Origin of the sequence: Yoonia sp. 67-2 (genome assembly GCF_035117555.1) — a bacterium.
Lineage (GTDB): Bacteria > Pseudomonadota > Alphaproteobacteria > Rhodobacterales > Rhodobacteraceae > Yoonia.
In genome coordinates this window covers 69,736-88,539 of the sequence record NZ_JAYKPK010000005.1, presented here as the reverse complement: position 1 = coordinate 88,539, position 18,804 = coordinate 69,736, and the positions used below count along the sequence as shown (strand labels likewise).

Genomic DNA, 18,804 nt, shown 5'->3' with positions numbered 1-18,804 from the left:
CCCGATCACGCCCTACCGCGACATCAGGATCGGGCGATCGGCCCGTTCCAGTAAACTCCGCGTCGCCCCGCCGAACACTGCCTCGCGCAGCCGCGAATGCCCATAGGCACCGCTGACGATCAGCTCTGCTCCGACCTCACGCGCGCGGCGCAGCAGGATATCGCCCACCTGCGGTTCGGTGCGGGCCAGCACGGCAACCTCTGACCTTGTCCCATGGCGCATCAGATATTGCGCCATCGCCCCACCCGGATCGGACCGGTCGGCGGCATGGCTGGGCGGGTCGACAATGCAGATGTCAGCGATATCTGCCTGTTGCAGCAAAGGCAGGGCGGCACGGGCTGCGGCCAAAGCCTCTGCCCCGTCATTCCAGCCCATCAGAATATGACCACCGGCACTTGGCGCTTTGCAGCCCTGCGGGATCATCAACACCGGGCGTTCGGCGGCGAAAAGGCAGGCCTCGACCAATGTTTCGGCATCCAGGTTGTCCTGATAGGGGCGCGGCAGGATCACCAGATCACAGAACCGCAATTTGCGCGCCAAATACGCCGTCAGGGCTGGTCCTTGCACCGTCGCGGCCTGCAGCCCCCAGCGCAGGATTTCCCCTTGCATCCGGGATTTGACCCATAGCTCCAGCTGGTCCCGCTCTTCCATTGCGTCGCGGGTCTGGCGTTCGATCCCCAGCGCATCGGTTCCCATGTAATAGGTATTCGTTTCGCTGTGGCAGATCGTCACGACGAAGATATCCAGATGCGCATCCATGCGGCCCGCCAGCGCAATTGCGGCATCCAATGCATCAGTGGCATGGTCGATCTGCGTCAGCACGGTCGCAATGATCTTATAGGTCATCAAATGCCTTTCTCCGTCAGATGTTGCGCGGGCTGCGTTGCCCTCTCTATGCCGCGCGGCCCGGTGCTTTGTCTTGATCCACATCAAAGACGATCCTCGCCCCCATCCGCATAAGCCGATCATCGGCAAAGGATCGCGCCCATGTGCGGGGCGATGGAAGAAGGGAAATTCCATGGGGAATTATGTGAAACTGGCGGCATTGGGGGCGGTGGCCCTGTTTGCGGCGATGGCGGCCAATTGGGGGCGTGATACGGCCTATATTGTCCATGCGATGATTATCTTGTGCGTGTCAGGGTTCATGTTCGTGCGCGTGTTGCGCCAGATGGAACAACCGAGCGTGGCGGCCCCCACCGGCTATATGGATGATGTGGTCCGCGCCGGGGTGATCGCGACGACATTCTGGGGGGTCGTGGGCTTTCTGGTCGGCGTGGTGATCGCCTTCCAACTGGCCTTTCCGCAGCTGAATTTCGATCTGCTGCAACCCTATGGCAATTTCGGCCGGCTACGCCCGCTGCACACGTCTGCGGTGATTTTCGCCTTCGGCGGCAATGCTCTGATCATGTCGTCCTTTTACATCGTGCAGCGCACCTGTGGCGCGCGGCTTTGGGGCGGCAATCTGGGTTGGTTCGTGTTCTGGGGTTACAACCTGTTCATCGTGCTGGCCGCGACGGGTTACCTGCTGGGTGCCACCCAATCGAAAGAATATGCCGAGCCGGAATGGTATATCGATATCTGGCTGACCATTGTCTGGGTTGCTTTCCTTGCTGCGTTTCTTGGCACGTTGTTCAAGCGGCAGGAACGGCACATCTATGTTGCTAACTGGTTCCTGCTGGCCTTCATCGTCACAGTCGCGATGCTGCATATCGTCAACAACCTGAGCATCCCGGTCAGCATCTGGGGCAGCAAATCTGTGCAGATCTTCTCGGGTGTGCAGGATGCCATGGTGCAATGGTGGTATGGCCATAATGCCGTGGGCTTTTTCCTGACAGCGGGCTTTCTGGGCATGATGTATTACTTTGTGCCGAAACAGGCGGGCCGCCCGATCTTCAGCTATAAACTGTCGATCATCCATTTCTGGGCGCTGATCTTTCTTTATATCTGGGCCGGTCCGCACCATTTGCATTATACAGCTTTGCCGGATTGGGCCTCGACCCTTGGCATGGTGTTTTCGATCATCCTGTGGATGCCGAGCTGGGGCGGCATGATCAACGGTCTGATGACCCTGCAAGGGGCATGGGACAAGCTGCGCACTGATCCGATCATCCGCATGATGGTGATCAGCCTCGCCTTCTACGGCATGTCCACATTCGAAGGGCCGATGATGTCGATCCGCGCGGTCAATTCGCTGTCACATTACACCGACTGGACCATCGGGCATGTGCATTCCGGCGCGCTTGGCTGGAACGGGATGATTACTTTTGCAGCACTTTACTTCCTGACACCGAAACTCTGGGGGCGTGCGCAGATGTATTCCATGTCCGCGATCAACTGGCACTTCTGGTTGGCGACGATCGGTATCATTCTTTACGCCGCCTCGATGTGGGTCACCGGGATCATGGAAGGCCTGATGTGGCGCGAAGTCGATGCCAACGGGTTCCTTGTGAACAGCTTTGCCGACACCGTTTCCGCGAAATTCCCGATGTATGTCGTGCGCGGTCTGGGCGGGGTTCTGTATCTGACCGGCGGGATCATCATGGCCTGGAACATCTTCATGACGATCAGGGGTGGCGTCAAAGTCACTGCCCCGGTCGGCGTGCCAGCAGAATAGGAGCCAGATCAGATGTCTGAAACACCAAATACCCCCGTCAAAGGCTTTCTGTCGAAACACGCGATCCTCGAACGCTCGCCCACTTTGCTGCTTGTCACCTCGCTCGTCGTGGTGGCGATTGGCGGGCTGGTGGAAATCGTGCCGCTGTTCTATCTGGAAAACACCATCGAAAAGGTCGAAGGCGTGCGCCCTTATGCGCCGCTGGAACTGGCCGGGCGCGATGTCTACATCCGCGAAGGCTGCTACAATTGCCACAGCCAGATGATCCGTCCAATGCGGGACGAGGTGGAACGGTACGGCCATTATTCGCTTGCGGCGGAATCGATGTATGACCATCCGTTCCAATGGGGATCGAAACGCACAGGGCCCGACCTTGCTCGGGTCGGCGGAAAGTATTCCGATGCCTGGCATCTGGATCACATGATCGACCCGCAATCCGTGGTGCCGGAATCGATCATGCCGGGCTATGCCTTTCTGCTCGATAACTATGTCAACGCGGATCACACCGCCGATCTGGTGCGCACGCATAGCATCATCGGCGTGCCCTATACGGAAGAGATGATCACGCTCGCGGTCTCTGACGTGCTTGCCCAAGCCGATCCAAATACCGAGGCCTATGACGATCTGTTGGAACGTTATCCGGGCGCACAGATCCGCAACTTTGATGGCCGCCCCGGTGTGTCGGAAATGGATGCGCTGATCGCCTATCTGCAAATGTTGGGCACGACGGTCGATTTCTCGACCTTCACGCCCGACGCGAGCCGGTAAGGGGGCAGCCATGGATTACCAAACACTCTGGCAGCAGATCCGCGACAATTGGTTGCTCATCTGGATGGGCACATTCTTTCTCGCGGTGATCATCTGGGCCTTCCGCCCCGGCAGCCGCAAAATCGATGCCGATATCGCCAATATCCCCTTCCGACATGAGGACAAGCCGGTCACCCCGGACCAGCCAAAGGAGCCGAAGCCATGAGCAGCAAGGACAAAAAAGATGTAGATGACGTCACCGGCATCGACACAACCGGCCATAGCTGGGACGGGATCAAGGAGCTGAACAACCCGCTGCCGCGCTGGTGGCTCTGGACCTTCTATCTGACCATCATCTGGGGGATCGGCTATGTGATCGCCTTCCCGGCTTGGCCATTGATCAATTCTGCGACGACGGGCTTGCTGGGCTATTCGACCCGTGGCGAAGTGGCACAGGAAATCGCCCGCTTTGAAGAAGCGAATGCGGGCAACATGGCTGAGCTTGCTGCCGCTGATCTGTCGACGCTGGACCAGAACCCGGAATTGGCCCGCTTTGCCACCTCTGCCGGGGGCGCGGTTTTCCGCAACAATTGCTCGCAATGCCACGGCTCTGGGGCTGCGGGGGCGGTCGGCTATCCCAACCTGCTGGATGACGATTGGCTGTGGGGCGGCGACTTCGAAAACATTGCCTATACCGTCCGCCATGGTATTCGGAACGAAGAAGACTGGGATGCACGTTATTCGGAAATGACGGCTTTTGATGACATCCTGTCAAACGCGGAAATCGATGCCGTGGTGAACCATGTGCTGGCCATTTCCGGCCAAGACCATGACACCACTCTCGCCGCTTCCGGATCAGAGCTGTTTTTGGACAATTGCGCCGCCTGTCATGGCGAGGCAGGCACCGGCAACCGCGATCTGGGCGCGCCCAATCTGACCGATGCGATCTGGCTTTACGGTGGCGATCCTGCGGCGCTGGAACAGACGATCCGCTATGCCCGCTTTGGCGTGATGCCGCCTTGGGGGACCCGCCTGAGCGAGGCGGAAATCCGCGCGGTCACGGCTTACGTCCACCAATTGGGCGGCGGCGAATAGATCACTGCGGGCGCATCTGTTCGCGCAATTCCGCCCGCATGTGAGGGAAAAGCGTCCGGTCCACCGGGCGCTTTTTCTGTTTACGCCTGTTGCGCCAAGCGCGCCTCTAACACATCGAACGGCACGCCCGGTTCGACTTTCGCATCGCGGATCACCAGAGACGTTTTCACAGAGGCCACATTATCCGCGCTGGTCAATTCCTCGGTCAAAAACCGCTGGAAGGTGCGCAGATCGGGGGCCACGCATTTGAGGATGAAATCCACCTCACCATTGAGCATGTGGCATTCGCGGACCAGCGGCCAGCCGATGCAGCGCTGCTCAAACGCGGACAGATCAGCTTCGGCCTGGCTGACAAGCCCGACCATGGCGAAAACCTGCACCTCGAACCCCAATTCGCGGGCGTTGACATCGGCATGGTAGCCAAGGATAAATCCCTGCTCTTCCAACGTGCGCACCCGGCGCAGGCAGGGCGGGGCGGATATTCCCACGCGGCTGGCCAGTTCGACATTGGTCATGCGGCCATCGGCCTGTAGTTCTGCCAGAATCATCCGGTCGATTTCGTCTAATTTCGGGCCAGCCATGTCGTTCCTCGGTAAATTTTTCCGATTACTACCTATATCGCGCCTCCAGCGCAATAATGTTTCATGTTTCAGTAACAAAAGAACCGGGCGTCTGATCTTTTAACCTTTGCGATGGAACGCTATATCAACGGGGAAACCAGATGAGGTCTGCCATGTCCGCCACCCGCCACACCCGCGTTCTGATCATCGGCTCTGGCCCTGCAGGTTACACCGCCGGGGTCTACGCCGCCCGTGCGATGCTGGAGCCTTTGCTTGTCCAAGGCATGGAGCCCGGTGGGCAATTGACCACCACGACCGAGGTCGAAAACTGGCCCGGCGATACAGAGGTGCAAGGCCCCGACCTGATGCTGCGGATGGAGGCCCATGCCCGCGCCATGGGTTGCGAGATTGTCCAAGACATCATCACCTCGCTCGATCTGCAACACCGCCCCTTCACCGCGCAATCGGACAGCGGCACGATCTACACCGCCGATGCGGTGATCCTGTCCACCGGCGCGCGTGCGAAATGGCTGGGCCTGCCGACCGAGGATAAGTTCAAAGGTTTCGGTGTCAGCGCCTGTGCGACCTGTGACGGGTTCTTCTATCGTGGACAGGAAATCGTCGTTGTCGGTGGTGGCAACACCGCTGTGGAAGAGGCGTTGTTTCTGACCAATTTCGCCTCCAAGGTGACGCTGATCCACCGGCGCGATGAATTGCGCGCCGAAAAGATCCTGCAACAAAGGCTGGAACAGAACCCAAAGATCGAAACCCTGTGGTTTCACGAGGTCGAAGAAGTCTTCGGCACCGACAGCCCGCTAGGCGTCGAAGGCATCCGCGTGCGCGATGTGCGCAGCGGTACTACGACCGAGATTTCCGCCAAGGGCGTGTTCATCGCCATCGGTCATGCGCCTGCATCGGAACTGGTCAAGGACCAGTTGGAAACGCATAACGGCGGCTATGTCGTCGTCGAACCCGGCACCACGCGCACCGCGATTCCGGGTGTCTTTGCAGCAGGCGATCTGACCGACCATGTCTACCGTCAGGCCGTGACCAGCGCCGGGATGGGCTGCATGGCGGCGCTGGATGCGGAACGCTATCTTGCCGCTTTGCATGATCAGCAGGATATGCAGGCCGCAGAATAGGACAATCACTCCGGTCCTGGCCATAGGTCACACCATTGTTCTGCAAATGATCGGCACGCCACAGTGCCGTTCTTTTTGGCGCGCCATGCTGGACAAGAATGCAACGTGGGGGCTATTTCATCGGGCAATGTAACAGTGATGATTGTGAAGAAAATGCCGCAGGATCTGGCCCCCATCCCCGAACTTTACGTCTCTTACGAGAGCGCGCAGAAGCTGAAAGCCGAGGCTGCCGATCTGGTCAGCCACGACCTGTCCCTGCGCCAGATCTGCGATCTGGAACTGCTGATGAACGGCGGTTTCAACCCGCTGAAAGGGTTCCTGTCCGAGGCGGATTATAACAGTGTCGTCGACAACATGCGTCTGGCCAATGGCGCGCTTTGGCCGATGCCGATCACACTGGACGTAACCGAAGGTTTTGCCGACAAGGTCACCATCGGTCAGGACATCGCCCTGCGCGATCAGGAAGGTGTGATCCTCGCCACCATGACGATCACCGACAAATGGGTGCCGAACAAAGCGCATGAGGCTGAAAAGGTCTATGGCGCCGACGATTCTGCGCATCCTGCGGTGAATTACCTGCACAATACTGCGGGCAATGTGTATCTGGGCGGCCCGGTCACCGGCATCCAGCAGCCGGTGCATTATGATTTCCGTGGCCGTCGCGATACGCCGAACGAATTGCGCGCACTCTTCCGCAAACTGGGCTGGCGCAAGGTCGTCGCCTTCCAGACCCGCAATCCCCTGCACCGGGCACATCAGGAACTGACCTTCCGCGCTGCGCGTGAAGCACAGGCCAACCTGCTGATCCACCCTGTCGTCGGCATGACCAAACCGGGCGATATTGACCATTTCACCCGCGTGCGCTGTTACGAAGCGGTGTTGGATCAATACCCCTCCGTGACCACGACGATGAGTCTCTTGAACCTCGCCATGCGTATGGCTGGCCCGCGTGAGGCGGTCTGGCACGGGTTGATCCGCAAAAACCACGGCTGCACCCATTTCATCGTGGGGCGTGATCATGCCGGGCCGGGTAAGAATTCGGCCGGGCAGGATTTCTATGGCCCCTATGATGCGCAGGATCTGTTCCGCCAGCATCAGGATGAAATGGGCATCGAGATGGTCGATTTCAAACAGATGGTCTATGTGCAGGACCGCGCCCAATATGAACCTGCTGATGAAATCGCGGATAAGGACAAGGTGACGATCCTTGATATTTCCGGCACTGAATTGCGCCGCCGTCTGGCGGAAGGGTTGGACATTCCTGAATGGTTTTCCTTCCCGCAGGTCGTGGAAGAATTGCGCAAAAGCCGCCCGGCGCGGGCGAAACAAGGCTTTACCGTCTTCTTCACCGGCTTTTCCGGATCGGGTAAATCCACCATCGCCAATGCGCTGATGGTCAAGCTGATGGAAATGGGCGGACGGCCTGTGACCCTGCTCGACGGTGATATCGTACGCAAGAACCTGTCGTCCGAACTGGGCTTTTCCAAGGAACACCGCGATCTGAACATCCGCCGCATTGGCTATGTCGCGTCGGAGATCACCAAGAACGGCGGCATCGCGATCTGCGCGCCGATTGCGCCCTATGCAACGACACGGCGCGCGGTACGCGAAGACGTCGAACAATTCGGGGCTTTCGTGGAAATCCACGTTTCCACTTCCATTGAGGAGTGCGAACGGAGGGATCGTAAGGGTCTTTATAAACTGGCACGCGCCGGGAAAATCGCGGAATTTACCGGGATTTCAGACCCCTATGATGTGCCTGAAAATCCCGAACTCAGCCTCGACACCGAAAACATGACCGTCGATACCTGTGCGCATCAGGTGATCCTGAAGCTGGAAAGCATGGGTCTGATCAAGGGCTAAGAAGGCCCGTGACCTGCATCCTGATGCAGGTCACGGCATGCTATTAATGCACCGTCACTGGGTTCATGTCGTTCTCGCGCGCCAGATGGAACGCCATCTGGCGGTCGGCGACCAGCGCCAATTGCTCGCCCTTGGTGTTATGCACTGCGAAAACCTCGCGCAGATCACCGATTTCGGCGCGCACTTCGGCAGGCAGGTCGGCGGTCAGCACGGGTTTGACATAAACAATATCCTGACCAAATGATTTGAGATCATATTTCATATTCATGGCTTAGCCTTTCTTGATCTTGATGGTCTGGACAATCCGGTCGGGCACCGACCGGGTCAGATCGACATGCAGCAATCCGTTTTCCATCACCGCCTCGCCGACATCGACACCATCGGCCAGCACAAAGCTGCGCTGAAACTGGCGCGCGGCAATCCCGCGGTGCAGGTAGATCCGGCCTTCACTGTCGTCCTGCTGCCTTCCCCGGATCACCAGCGCGTTATCTTCGACCGTGATCACCAGATCGCCTTCGGCAAATCCGGCCACGGCCAGCGTGATCCGGTAAGATGTGGCAGAGGTCTGTTCGATATTATACGGCGGGTAGCCGTCATTGCCGCTTTTCGCGGTGCGTTCGACCAGCCGTTCCAGCTGTTCAAACCCCAAAAGGAACGGATGCGTCCCCAAAGCCATTTTCGTCATAAGACATGCCCTTCGTTCAAGCGACTGTCGATGCGGCCCCGATTGCGGCGGCCTCGATCAAAATATGGGGGCCAATCCGGCCATGATCAAGAGGAAGTATTAGGATATCCGCCCGGGATTGTTTAACACCAAAAGACAAGGATACGGGATAACCACGCTGCTATGACCTCATTCGAGAAAATGGACGAAATTGACGTGCTCCGCGTCAAGCTGGAAATGCTCAAAAGCCAGCACCGCGATCTTGATGCGGCCATCGCGGCGCTGCATGACCGCGCGGCCAGCGATATGCTGACGCTGCAGCGGCTGAAAAAGCAAAAGCTCGCGCTGAAAGATCAGATCGTCCAGCTCGAAGACCGTATTCACCCCGATATTATCGCCTGATCGCCCGTTGCGGCTCTGTCGCACTTGGCTATAGTGCCGCTTCAATAAAGTTACGGGGACAAAGCGATGACGCAACCTTTGGTCGGGATCATCATGGGCAGCCAGTCCGATTGGGCGACGATGCGCGAGGCGGCAGAGATGCTTGACCAGCTCGGCGTCGCCTACGAAACCCGCATCGTGTCCGCGCATCGGACCCCCGACCGGCTGTGGGATTACGGTAAAACCGCCGCATCGCGCGGCTTGCAGGTAATCATCGCGGGTGCTGGCGGGGCGGCCCATCTGCCCGGCATGATGGCGTCGAAAACGCGGGTGCCGGTGGTTGGCGTGCCGGTGCAGACCAAGGCTTTGGCCGGCGTCGATAGCCTTTATTCCATCGTGCAGATGCCGCGCGGCTTTCCTGTCGCTACAATGGCGATTGGCGGGGCAGGGGCGGCCAATGCCGGGCTGATGGCGGCGGGCATTCTGGCCTTGCAGGACGCGGCCCTCGCGCAGCGGCTGGACGCATGGCGCACAGCGCTCTCCGCCTCGATCCCGGAAGAACCTGTCGATGACTAAGCCTTTGCCAACCGGCGCTGTCATCGGCATTCTGGGCGGCGGCCAATTGGGCCGGATGCTGGCCGTGGCCGCCTCGCGGGTGGGGCTGAAGGTGCATATCTTTGAACCCGGCCCCAACCCGCCAGCCGGTGATGTGGCCTACAAAGTCACCACCGCCAGCTATGACGATCACGCCGCTCTGACCGCCTTTGGCCAATCGGTCGATGTGATCACCTATGAATTTGAAAACATCCCGACTGCGGCGCTGGATCTGCTCGAAACACTCGCCCCGATCCATCCGGGGCGGCAGGCCTTGGCGACGTCACAAGACCGGCTGACGGAAAAGACATTCCTGCAAGGCCTCGGCCTGCAAACCGCGCCTTTCACCGATGTGCCGGATGCGGCGGCGTTGGAGGCCGCTTTGGACAATATCGGCGCACCCGCGATCCTGAAAACGCGGCGCATGGGCTATGATGGCAAAGGGCAGGCGCGGATCATGACCCGCGCTGATGCCGTCACCGCCCTTGCCGATATGCAAGGCGCGCCTGCCATTCTGGAAGGTTTCATCGACTTCAGCCACGAAGTCTCGGTCATCGGCGCGCGCGGGCAGGATGGGTCGGTCGCCTGCTATGATCCGGGTGAAAATGTGCATGAGGATGGCATTCTACGAACCACCAAGGTTCCCGCCAATCTGACCGCATCACAACGTACCGATGCCGTGCTGATTGCTGCGCGCATCCTAAATGCACTGGATTACGTGGGTGTCATGGGCGTTGAATTATTCGTCACATCCAAAGGCCTGATCGTGAATGAAATCGCCCCGCGCGTGCATAATTCCGGCCATTGGACACAGAACGGCTGCACGATCTGCCAGTTTGAACAACATATCCGCGCCGTCGCAGGCTGGCCTTTGGGCGATGGATCGCGCCATGCAGATGTCACGATGGAAAACCTGATCGGTGACGATATGGACAAGCTGGCCGATTATGCCAAAACCGATGCTGCGATCCATCTTTATGGCAAGGCCGATATCAAACCGGGACGCAAAATGGGCCACGTGAACCGCATCGTCAGAGCCTAAATATCCCCGCCGGAGGCATGCCCGACCGGGCGAAAGCCCGGTGGGCAAATCTTACTCCTCGCCCAGAAACAGATCCATCATCGTCTGATCATGATCAAACTGCCCTAGGCGCAGGAAATGTAGCACCTGTGCCATCACCAGCGGATTGTTCATCATGAATGTATGGGTCACCGGCAGCACGATATGATCCGCCATGCCATCAAGCCGCGTTGAATCGACCGAGACTTTGCCGTCATCCGGCCCTTCGATCAGGGTGGAATAGACCGGGTTCAGCGTCCGGTTCCCCGCGATGACCCCGATCTCGAACGGCAGGTAATCCAGCGAATTGGGGAAACTATCCGCTTCGGTCCCCAGTTGCAGACCGGCGGGGCCATTGACCCATTGAAATGGCTCAAACTCACCGAAAATATCGACCAGCTCGGACCCGCCATTGGGTGGCCCCAGCATGACCACGCGGCCCATATCCGCGGGGCGGTTCCCCGTCAGCCAGGCGCGGACCAGAATGCCACCCATCGAATGGGTGACGAAATTGACCCGCCTGTCGCCGCAGGCAGCGACATCCTGCCCCATGAAATCATCAACCAATTCCTGAATCGTGTTTTCGGTCGAAGGATAGCCGCGGTTGACGACGAAATAGCCTTCGTTTTCCAGCACAAGCTCCATCGGCGTCATCGACATCTCGGTCCGGGCAAGGCCGTGCAGCAACACGACACATTCCTGCGCCAGCGCGGGGCCGGTCACACAGAGCGCCAGCAAGGTTGAGAAAATCCGTTTCATGCCTCTTTCATAGAAAGCCTGTGCCGAATAGCAAATGCCGCAGGTGAATAATCTAGCGTGATCGCGGCAAAGAGATCGCAATCCCGCCCAGAACCAGCAGTCCCGCCAGCACCAGCCGCGTGGTGAGCGGTTCGGCCAGAAACATGACACCGGCAAAGACGGTTAGGACAGGCACGCTCAATTGCGCGACACCGGCCAGTGTCGCAGGCAGTTGCGGCAAGACGCGATACCACAGCGCATAGCCCAGCCCCGATGTGACCGCACCCGCCAGCACGGCAGTGATCGCGCCCGGCACGGACAGGCTGCCCGTATCCGAAAGCGGCAGCACCACCAGCACCAGGGGCAGGCAGAGCAGGAAATTCCCCGCCGTGCCTGCCAGCGCATCAGGCTCGCTGCGGCCTAGCAGGGTGTAAACCGCCCAGGACCCGCCCGCGAGCATCATCGCCAGCGCGCCACCCAAGGGCACCACCTGAGCGCCACCGGGCCAGAGCAGGACGCACAGACCTGTCAGGGCGACGCCTGACCCCATCCAGCGCAGGGGCGGGATGCTGTGGCCTTGGCCCACCGCCCAGCCAAAAATAACGACCTGTATCACGCCAAACAGGATCAGCGCGCCAAGGCCCGCATCAAGGCTGACATAAGCCAATGAAAACCCGACCATATAGCCCGCCAGCGCCAGCGCGCCAAAGATCCGCCGCCGTGACAGCAATTGCGGCGTGGTTGTGCCGCGCCAGACCAGCAGCGCCCATAACATCGCCGCCCCGGCCGCCACACGGATCGCAGCGAAATCCATCGGGTCCATGCCATATTGCGCCACGCCGATCCGGTTGAGGATCGAATTGGCAGCAAAGGCACACATCGTCAGCGCCAGCAGCAGGAAAATCTTGGTCATCATTGGCCCTTGTTCAGTCCGGCAAGCCTTACCCGCGCCCGGGCAAAAGAAAAGGGCGGCCCGTGATGGACCGCCCTTCAGTGTGACACGTCAAAGACGCATGTCGCAGATCACATCCTTGCGGATATGATCTTACATCATGCCGCCCATACCGCCCATGCCACCCATATCGCCCATGCCGCCGCCGGCATTGCCGCCGTCTTTCGACGGTTTGTCCGCAATCATGGCTTCTGTGGTGATCAGCAGGCCAGCGACAGATGCCGCGTCTTGCAGGGCTGTGCGCACGACTTTAGCCGGGTCAATGACGCCGAACTTGAACATGTCGCCATATTCTTCGGTCTGTGCGTTAAAGCCAAAGGACTTGTCACTGCTTTCGCGGATTTTGCCCGCAACGACAGAACCGTCAACGCCCGAGTTTTCTGCGATCTGACGCAGCGGAGCCTCGATGGCCTTGCGGATGATCGCAATACCCACGTCCTGGTCAGAGTTTGCACCCTTGAGACCTTCCAGAACCTTACCGGCCTGGATCAGGGCAACACCACCACCGACAACAACACCTTCTTGCACAGCAGCGCGTGTTGCGTTCAGTGCATCGTCAACGCGGTCTTTACGCTCTTTGACTTCCACTTCGGACATGCCGCCGACGCGGATGACAGCCACACCGCCAGCCAGTTTGGCCACACGTTCCTGCAGTTTTTCGCGGTCGTAATCGGAAGACGTGTCTTCGATCTGGCCACGGATCTGGGCAACGCGTGCTTCGATTTCCGCTTTGTCGCCGGCACCGTCAACGATGGTTGTTTCGTCTTTGGTGATCGAAACGCGCTTGGCAGAGCCCAGCATATCGATGGTGACGTTTTCCAGCTTCATGCCCAGATCGTCAGAGATCACCTGACCGCCGGTCAGAATCGCCAGATCTTGCAGCATCGCCTTGCGACGATCACCAAAGCCAGGGGCTTTGACAGCAGCGATTTTCAGGCCGCCGCGCAGTTTGTTGACAACCAGAGTTGCCAGCGCTTCGCCTTCGACATCTTCCGAGATGATCAGCAATGGCTTGCCGGACTGGATGACGGATTCCAGCAAAGGCACCATTGGCTGCAGCGACGACAGTTTCTTTTCGTGCAGCAGGATGATCGCATCCTCCAGCTCGACTGTCATTTTCTCTGGGTTGGTGACGAAATATGGCGACAGGTAGCCACGGTCGAACTGCATGCCCTCGACGACAACGGTTTCTGTTTCCAGACCTTTGTTCTCTTCGACGGTGATCACGCCTTCGTTGCCGACTTTCTGCATCGCGTCAGCGATCTGGCGACCGATTTCAGCTTCGCCATTGGCAGAGATCGTGCCGACCTGTGCAACTTCGTCGCTGTCATTGACAGGGCGCGCTGCTGCTTTGATCGCTTCGACCACTTTGGAGGTCGCGAGGTCGATGCCGCGCTTCAGGTCCATCGGGTTCATGCCAGCGGCGACAGATTTCATGCCTTCGCGGACAATCGCCTGGGCCAGAACGGTGGCTGTCGTGGTCCCGTCACCGGCTTCGTCATTGGTGCGGTTGGCCACTTCTTTGACCATCTGCGCGCCCATGTTTTCGAACTTGTCTTCCAGTTCGATTTCCTTGGCGACAGAGACACCGTCCTTTGTGATGCGCGGTGCGCCAAAGGATTTGTCGATGACCACGTTGCGGCCTTTGGGGCCAAGTGTCACTTTGACGGCGTCGGCAAGGATGTTCACACCCTTGAGCATCCGGTTACGCGCGTCGGTGCTGAATTTTACTTCTTTAGCAGCCATTTTCATGTGCTCCTTGAATTATGTGAAAGGGAAAGGACAGGGCCGAAGGATCACAGGATCCCCAGGATGTCGCTTTCTTTCATGATCAACAGCTCTTCGCCGTCGATACGGACTTCAGTGCCGGACCATTTGCCAAACAGCACTTTGTCGCCGACTTTGACCGACATCGCGATCAATTCGCCGCTGTCCTTGCGGGCGCCATCGCCAACGCTGACAATTTCACCCTCGGCGGGTTTTTCCTTGGCGGTGTCTGGAATGATCAGACCGCCCTGTGTTTTCTCTTCGCCTTCAATGCGGCGGACCAGCACACGGTCGTGAAGTGGTTTAAATGCCATTTCGGAACTTCTCCAGTTCGGTTGTCGTGGTGTTAGCACTCAGTGAGCCCGAGTGCCAACAAGCGCTAGATATGAGCCGGTCACGCGTCTGTCAACTGCGGCGTGCGGATTTCAGCGCGGTTCCTGATCGTCATCGGACAAGATCCGCCAAGCGTCGCCTTCAAGGTCTTCATATTGATTGGCGCGCAGGCTCCACAGGAAGGCGGCGAGCCCGATGGCACCGAGGGTCAGTGAGACCGGGATAAGGATTACCAAAACATTCATAGCCGACCTTTCAAGCGCAATGCGTTCACCAGAACTGTGATTGATGATGTGGACATCGCAATCGCCGCCAGCAGCGGCGTTGCGAAACTGGCCACCGCGATGGGGATGGCGATGACGTTATAGGCTGCCGAGATGGCGAAGTTTTCCACGATGCGTTTCTTGGCGGCGCGTGCCACCAGCGGCAATTCGATCAGCGGCGTCAGGCTGTCGTTCAGCAGCACGATATCGGACGCCGCGCGCGATGCATCGGCTGCCGTCGCTGGCGACAGTGACGCATAAGCCGCTGTCAGCGCGCCGGTATCGTTCAGCCCGTCACCAACCATCAGGACCTTGGCCCCTTGGTCCGATAGTGCATTGATATAGGCAATCTTGTCCTCTGGCTGGGTTTCCGCCTGCCAGCTTTTGATTCCCAGCATCTTCGCTACTCTTTCAGTCTCGTTCCGGTCATCACCTGACACGAGGTGGATTATCAGCCCGGCCTTTTGCCACGCGGTGACAAGGTCCTGCGCCCCATCGCGCAAACCCGCGACCAGCTTGATCTTACGCGGTGAGCTGTTGCCGATCTGTAGATAAGTGCCAGCACCCGCGCCCAGCCATGCACCCGACCCAAGCCGGACCTGTTGCCCGTTATAGGTCGCACTCAGCCCCCTACCGCGATGCTCAGACTGATCGGTCAGGATCGCCGGTGTCACCCCGATCAGCGATGCTGCGATGGCCTGCGACACCGGATGGCTGGCGTTCTGGGTCAAGGCCAGTGCGACGGCTTGCGCCTCGGCATCCAATGTATCGCGGGTGGCGATAGGCATGGTCAGCGTGCCGGTCTTGTCAAACACGACAGTATCCACCTCGGCTAAACGTTCCAATGCCGTGCCGTCCTTGACCAACAGCCCCGCGCGGAACAACCGCCCCGCCGCGATGGTGGACACAGCAGGCACAGCAAGACCCAAGGCGCAGGGGCAGGTGATGATCAGCACGGCCACCGCGATATTCAGCGACAGCCGCACATCGCCCGACCAGAACACCCAGCCCGCAAATGTGGTCAGCGCCAGCAGATGCACCATCGGCGAATAAAACGCCGCCGCGCGGTCGGCGATGGCGGTATAGCGGTTGCGCACAGCCTCTGCCGCATCAACCATCGTGACCATTTTGCGCAGGGTGGTGTCCATGCCCACGGTCGCGGCCCGGATCGTCAGTGGGCCGGTCATATTGACCTCACCGGCTGTGACCTTTGCGCCGGTATCGGCATAATGCAGGCGGCTTTCGCCGGTCAGCATCGACCGGTCGATCTGGCTGTTGCCATCAGTCACGACACCGTCCACCGGAATGCGTCCACCGGGCAGGACCAGCACCAGATCACCCACCACCAGATCGGCAAAATCGACCATCTGGCGGATGCTACCCGTCACCCGCATCACACGCGGCACCTCTAACGCTGCAAGTTGGGCTGCGGCAGAGGCAGCAGCCTTGCGGCTGCGATGGTCCAGATAGCGCCCGATCAGCAGGAAAAACACCAGCGATACTGCCGCTTCGAAATAGGCATGTTTGCCGCCATAAACGGTCTCAAACAGCGACATGCCTGTGGTCAGGATCAGCGCCAGCGAGATCGGCACATCCATGTTCAGCCGCCGCACCCGCAGGGCGGACCACGCGTGCTGGAAGAACGGCTGGCCTGCATAGGCGACGGCAGGAATAGAGATCGCGGCACTGATCAGGTGGAACATGTGCTGGGTCGCCCCCATCGCACCCGACCAGATCGCCACTGACATCAGCATGACATTCATCATCGCAAAGCCCGACACCGCGATCCGCGTCATCAATGCGCCACCGACAGGGTCGTTTTCGGCATTAAGCAAGCCGCGATCCAGATTGCGGGCCTCGAACCCCGCCAGTTCCAGCGCATCGATCAAGGTCTCGGGTGCCAGCGGTTGGTCAAGACCGACCGTGACGCGCTTCATCGACAGGTTCACACGGGCGCTGGCGACACCGTCCAGCGCCTGCAAAGCGCGTTCGACACCGGTGATGCAGGCGACACAATGGATCGCGGGCAAGGACAGCATGATCTGTTCCGCCCCGCGCGACGCGGCTTTGGTCAGCGTGGATTCAGGAATGCCGATGCAGGCCGGGCAGGCGGCGGTATCGCTCATCGGTCACGCAACTGGATGCGGCGGCGGAAGATCGTGCCATTCGCTGCTTCCAGTTCCAATCTCAGGTTCCAATAGCCGTCACGAGACGGGACCATCGCGGTCAGCACATCACCGGTCCATGTGAAATCAGGATTGTGATCCTCGCCCGTATGGGTAGCACGGCCAAAGATCGCCTTGATTACGCGTGGTTGTACCGGCTGATCCGCCTGGTCTGTGATCGCCAAGGTCAGCAACCCGTCATCCAGTGTCGCCACGACATCCCATCCCAGCGCATCCTGCGCATCGCGGTTCACTTCAAAGGTTTGACTGGCGACATAGGTGCTGCGCGCCTCGACTCCCGGAAAGGTGGAAATCGCCATATAGGCCATGCCGAGATTGACGGCGATAATCACCCCAAAGCCCCCTAGCATCAGCGCCAGCATATGTTTGCCGGTGAACTTGCGCGGATCTTTTGCTATCGCAGTCATTGCGCGGCCCTTCCGTTGAAAATTGTATCTGTAAAAGCGCGTTCGCCGGTGATCGCATCTTCGACCCAGATCCGCAGATCGGTCCGGTCGGCTCTGGCCGCCACGCTGCCGGGCGCGGCCGAGACATAGACACGTTGCAACATGGTTTCATTCGCAGGCACGGTGACCACATCCTGATCAGCGCCTTCCAACGTCATCGTCAAAGTTTGATCGGACACCAGTGACAGGGTAAACACCCGATCCTCGCCCAATTTGTTCAGCAGGCGGATGTCATAGATATTGCGCAATGTGCCGTCGCTGAGCACGACAAAGGTCGGGTTGCGCAACGGGGCGACGGACATTTCCAGATCGGCGCGGATGAACATCGCAAAGACCAGCCCGACGCCAATCCCGGCCCACATTACGGTGTAAAGCATGGTGCGCCAGCGCAGCACATGCGCCCAGATCGGCTTGGCGGGTTTACCCTGCGCTTCTTCTTCCTGATCCGATAAGGCCAGATAATCGATCAAGCCACGCGGCTTGCCGATCTTGTCCATCACGTCATCACAGGCATCGATGCAAAGCGCACAGGTGATACATTCCATCTGCTGCCCGTCGCGGATGTCGATGCCAGCCGGGCAGACATTGACGCAGGCCATGCAATCGATGCAATCGCCTGCACTCGCCACACGCGGTTTGCCGCGCGGTTCGCCCCGCCAGTCGCGATAGGCGACGGTCAGCGTTTCGGGGTCCATCATCGCCGCCTGAATGCGCGGCCAGGGACACATGTAATTGCAGACCTGTTCGCGCATGAAACCGCCAAAGACAAAGGTCGTGGCGGTCAGCAGGCCAATCGTGCCCCAGACGACAAAGGGTGCCTGCAAGGTCAGCAGATCGCGCGCCAATGTCGGCGCATCGGCGAAATAGAACACCCATGCCCCGCCGGTTGCGACAGCGATCAGCAGCCAGACGATCAATTTGCTGACCCGCAGCCGGATCTTATGCGCATCCCATCTGGCGTTCCACAGCCGCACACGGGCGTTGCGGTCGCCTTCGATCCAGCGTTCGACCAGAATGAACAGATCGGTCCAGACCGTCTGTGGGCAGGTATAGCCGCACCAGACCCGCCCCAGTGCCGAGGTGAACAGGAACAACCCCAGCCCCGCCATGATCAGCAGACCGGCGACAAAATAGAATTCATGCGACCAGATCTCGATCCAGAAGAAATAGAACCGCCGATGCGCCATATCGATCAGCACGGCTTGGTCAGGCAGGTTCGGCCCGCGATCCCATCTGATCCACGGTGTCAGGTAATAGATACCCAAGGTGACGGCCATCACCCACCATTTGAGGTTGCGGTAATAGCCTTTGACGCGGCGCGGAAAGATCGGCTCGCGCGGCGCATAAAGCGGCTGGTGGTCGGAGGAGGACATGTTTCACCTGTCAAAACAATTCTGTT

21 protein-coding genes are annotated in these 18,804 nt (G+C 59.1%); 9 read left to right on the top strand and 12 right to left on the bottom strand.

The features are described from left to right. Window positions 1–12: 12 nt before the first annotated feature. Window positions 13–846: a universal stress protein gene (locus VOY09_RS09875; protein WP_322894831.1), complete on the bottom strand. Its 834-nt coding sequence runs from the start codon at window positions 844–846 to the stop codon at window positions 13–15. A gap of 172 nt (window positions 847–1,018) precedes the next feature. Here VOY09_RS09875 and ccoN point away from each other — a divergent pair, with 172 nt between their 5' ends. Genes ccoN through ccoP form a run of 4 tightly spaced genes read left to right on the top strand, consistent with a single transcriptional unit; the run spans window position 1,019 to window position 4,456 of the window. Continuing rightward, window positions 1,019–2,614 (top strand): cytochrome-c oxidase, cbb3-type subunit I, encoded by a 1,596-nt coding sequence (gene ccoN, locus VOY09_RS09870; RefSeq protein ID WP_322894830.1) that lies wholly within the window; start codon window positions 1,019–1,021, stop codon window positions 2,612–2,614. A gap of 12 nt (window positions 2,615–2,626) precedes the next feature. Continuing rightward, on the top strand, window positions 2,627–3,382 hold the full coding sequence (ccoO, locus tag VOY09_RS09865) for a cytochrome-c oxidase, cbb3-type subunit II (protein WP_322894829.1): 756 nt from the start codon (window positions 2,627–2,629) through the stop codon (window positions 3,380–3,382). Window positions 3,383–3,392: 10 nt separating this feature from the next. Further along, window positions 3,393–3,587, top strand: coding sequence for a cbb3-type cytochrome c oxidase subunit 3 (locus VOY09_RS09860; RefSeq protein WP_322894828.1), 195 nt, complete (start codon window positions 3,393–3,395; stop codon window positions 3,585–3,587). Next, a complete protein-coding gene (gene ccoP / locus VOY09_RS09855; RefSeq protein ID WP_322894827.1) occupies window positions 3,584–4,456 on the top strand; it encodes a cytochrome-c oxidase, cbb3-type subunit III in 873 nt (290 codons plus the stop codon). The genes VOY09_RS09860 and ccoP overlap by 4 nt, the downstream gene beginning before the upstream one ends. Before the next feature lie 80 nt (window positions 4,457–4,536). Here the strand turns inward: ccoP and VOY09_RS09850 are convergent, their stop codons facing one another. Next, window positions 4,537–5,037, bottom strand: coding sequence for an Lrp/AsnC family transcriptional regulator (locus tag VOY09_RS09850; protein WP_322894826.1), 501 nt, complete (start codon window positions 5,035–5,037; stop codon window positions 4,537–4,539). Between the two features lie 152 nt (window positions 5,038–5,189). On the opposite strand from VOY09_RS09850, the gene trxB reads away from it, so the two are divergent. Together trxB and VOY09_RS09840 are read left to right on the top strand one after the other, a co-directional pair. Further along, window positions 5,190–6,158, top strand: a complete 969-nt coding sequence (gene trxB / locus VOY09_RS09845) for a thioredoxin-disulfide reductase (protein WP_322894825.1) — start codon at window positions 5,190–5,192, stop codon at window positions 6,156–6,158. Window positions 6,159–6,296: 138 nt separating this feature from the next. Beyond that, on the top strand, window positions 6,297–8,021 hold the full coding sequence (locus VOY09_RS09840; RefSeq protein WP_322894824.1) for a bifunctional sulfate adenylyltransferase/adenylylsulfate kinase: 1,725 nt from the start codon (window positions 6,297–6,299) through the stop codon (window positions 8,019–8,021). 43 nt (window positions 8,022–8,064) lie between these two features. On the opposite strand, the gene VOY09_RS09835 is transcribed toward VOY09_RS09840, so the two are convergent. Both VOY09_RS09835 and VOY09_RS09830 read right to left on the bottom strand, forming a co-directional pair. Continuing rightward, on the bottom strand, window positions 8,065–8,289 hold the full coding sequence (locus VOY09_RS09835; RefSeq protein ID WP_322894822.1) for a DUF1150 family protein: 225 nt from the start codon (window positions 8,287–8,289) through the stop codon (window positions 8,065–8,067). A gap of 3 nt (window positions 8,290–8,292) precedes the next feature. Continuing rightward, on the bottom strand, window positions 8,293–8,706 hold the full coding sequence (locus VOY09_RS09830; RefSeq protein ID WP_322894820.1) for an Hsp20 family protein: 414 nt from the start codon (window positions 8,704–8,706) through the stop codon (window positions 8,293–8,295). Between the two features lie 162 nt (window positions 8,707–8,868). On the opposite strand from VOY09_RS09830, the gene VOY09_RS09825 reads away from it, so the two are divergent. The 3 genes from VOY09_RS09825 (at window position 8,869) to VOY09_RS09815 (ending at window position 10,702) form a co-directional block, all read left to right on the top strand. Next, window positions 8,869–9,087, top strand: a complete 219-nt coding sequence (locus VOY09_RS09825; protein ID WP_322894819.1) for a YdcH family protein — start codon at window positions 8,869–8,871, stop codon at window positions 9,085–9,087. A gap of 66 nt (window positions 9,088–9,153) precedes the next feature. Then, window positions 9,154–9,642 (top strand): 5-(carboxyamino)imidazole ribonucleotide mutase, encoded by a 489-nt coding sequence (purE, locus tag VOY09_RS09820; protein ID WP_322894817.1) that lies wholly within the window; start codon window positions 9,154–9,156, stop codon window positions 9,640–9,642. Continuing rightward, entirely contained in the window at window positions 9,635–10,702 is a 1,068-nt protein-coding gene (locus tag VOY09_RS09815) for a 5-(carboxyamino)imidazole ribonucleotide synthase (protein ID WP_322894815.1), read from the top strand. Before purE ends, VOY09_RS09815 begins: the two co-directional genes overlap by 8 nt. Before the next feature lie 51 nt (window positions 10,703–10,753). On the opposite strand, the gene VOY09_RS09810 is transcribed toward VOY09_RS09815, so the two are convergent. The 8 genes from VOY09_RS09810 to ccoG all read right to left on the bottom strand — a co-directional run bounded on the left by VOY09_RS09810 (window position 10,754) and on the right by ccoG (window position 18,778). Then, window positions 10,754–11,479, bottom strand: coding sequence for an alpha/beta hydrolase (locus VOY09_RS09810; protein ID WP_322894813.1), 726 nt, complete (start codon window positions 11,477–11,479; stop codon window positions 10,754–10,756). A gap of 52 nt (window positions 11,480–11,531) precedes the next feature. Then, window positions 11,532–12,374 carry a DMT family transporter gene (locus VOY09_RS09805; RefSeq protein ID WP_322894812.1) on the bottom strand — a complete coding sequence of 281 codons (843 nt, stop codon included), beginning with the start codon at window positions 12,372–12,374 and terminating at the stop codon, window positions 11,532–11,534. Window positions 12,375–12,503: 129 nt separating this feature from the next. Further along, on the bottom strand, window positions 12,504–14,156 hold the full coding sequence (gene groL, locus VOY09_RS09800) for a chaperonin GroEL (RefSeq protein WP_322894811.1): 1,653 nt from the start codon (window positions 14,154–14,156) through the stop codon (window positions 12,504–12,506). Between the two features lie 50 nt (window positions 14,157–14,206). Further along, window positions 14,207–14,491, bottom strand: a complete 285-nt coding sequence (locus tag VOY09_RS09795; protein ID WP_322894810.1) for a co-chaperone GroES — start codon at window positions 14,489–14,491, stop codon at window positions 14,207–14,209. 111 nt (window positions 14,492–14,602) lie between these two features. Continuing rightward, on the bottom strand, window positions 14,603–14,755 hold the full coding sequence (gene ccoS, locus VOY09_RS09790) for a cbb3-type cytochrome oxidase assembly protein CcoS (RefSeq protein WP_322894809.1): 153 nt from the start codon (window positions 14,753–14,755) through the stop codon (window positions 14,603–14,605). After that, window positions 14,752–16,899: a heavy metal translocating P-type ATPase gene (locus VOY09_RS09785; RefSeq protein ID WP_322894808.1), complete on the bottom strand. Its 2,148-nt coding sequence runs from the start codon at window positions 16,897–16,899 to the stop codon at window positions 14,752–14,754. The genes ccoS and VOY09_RS09785 overlap by 4 nt, the downstream gene beginning before the upstream one ends. Then, the gene (locus tag VOY09_RS09780; RefSeq protein WP_322894806.1) at window positions 16,896–17,366 is read right to left on the bottom strand and encodes a FixH family protein; all 471 of its coding nucleotides are present in this window, start codon (window positions 17,364–17,366) and stop codon (window positions 16,896–16,898) included. The genes VOY09_RS09785 and VOY09_RS09780 overlap by 4 nt, the downstream gene beginning before the upstream one ends. Beyond that, the gene (ccoG, locus tag VOY09_RS09775; protein WP_322894805.1) at window positions 17,363–18,778 is read right to left on the bottom strand and encodes a cytochrome c oxidase accessory protein CcoG; all 1,416 of its coding nucleotides are present in this window, start codon (window positions 18,776–18,778) and stop codon (window positions 17,363–17,365) included. Before ccoG ends, VOY09_RS09780 begins: the two co-directional genes overlap by 4 nt. Window positions 18,779–18,804 lie beyond the last annotated feature (26 nt).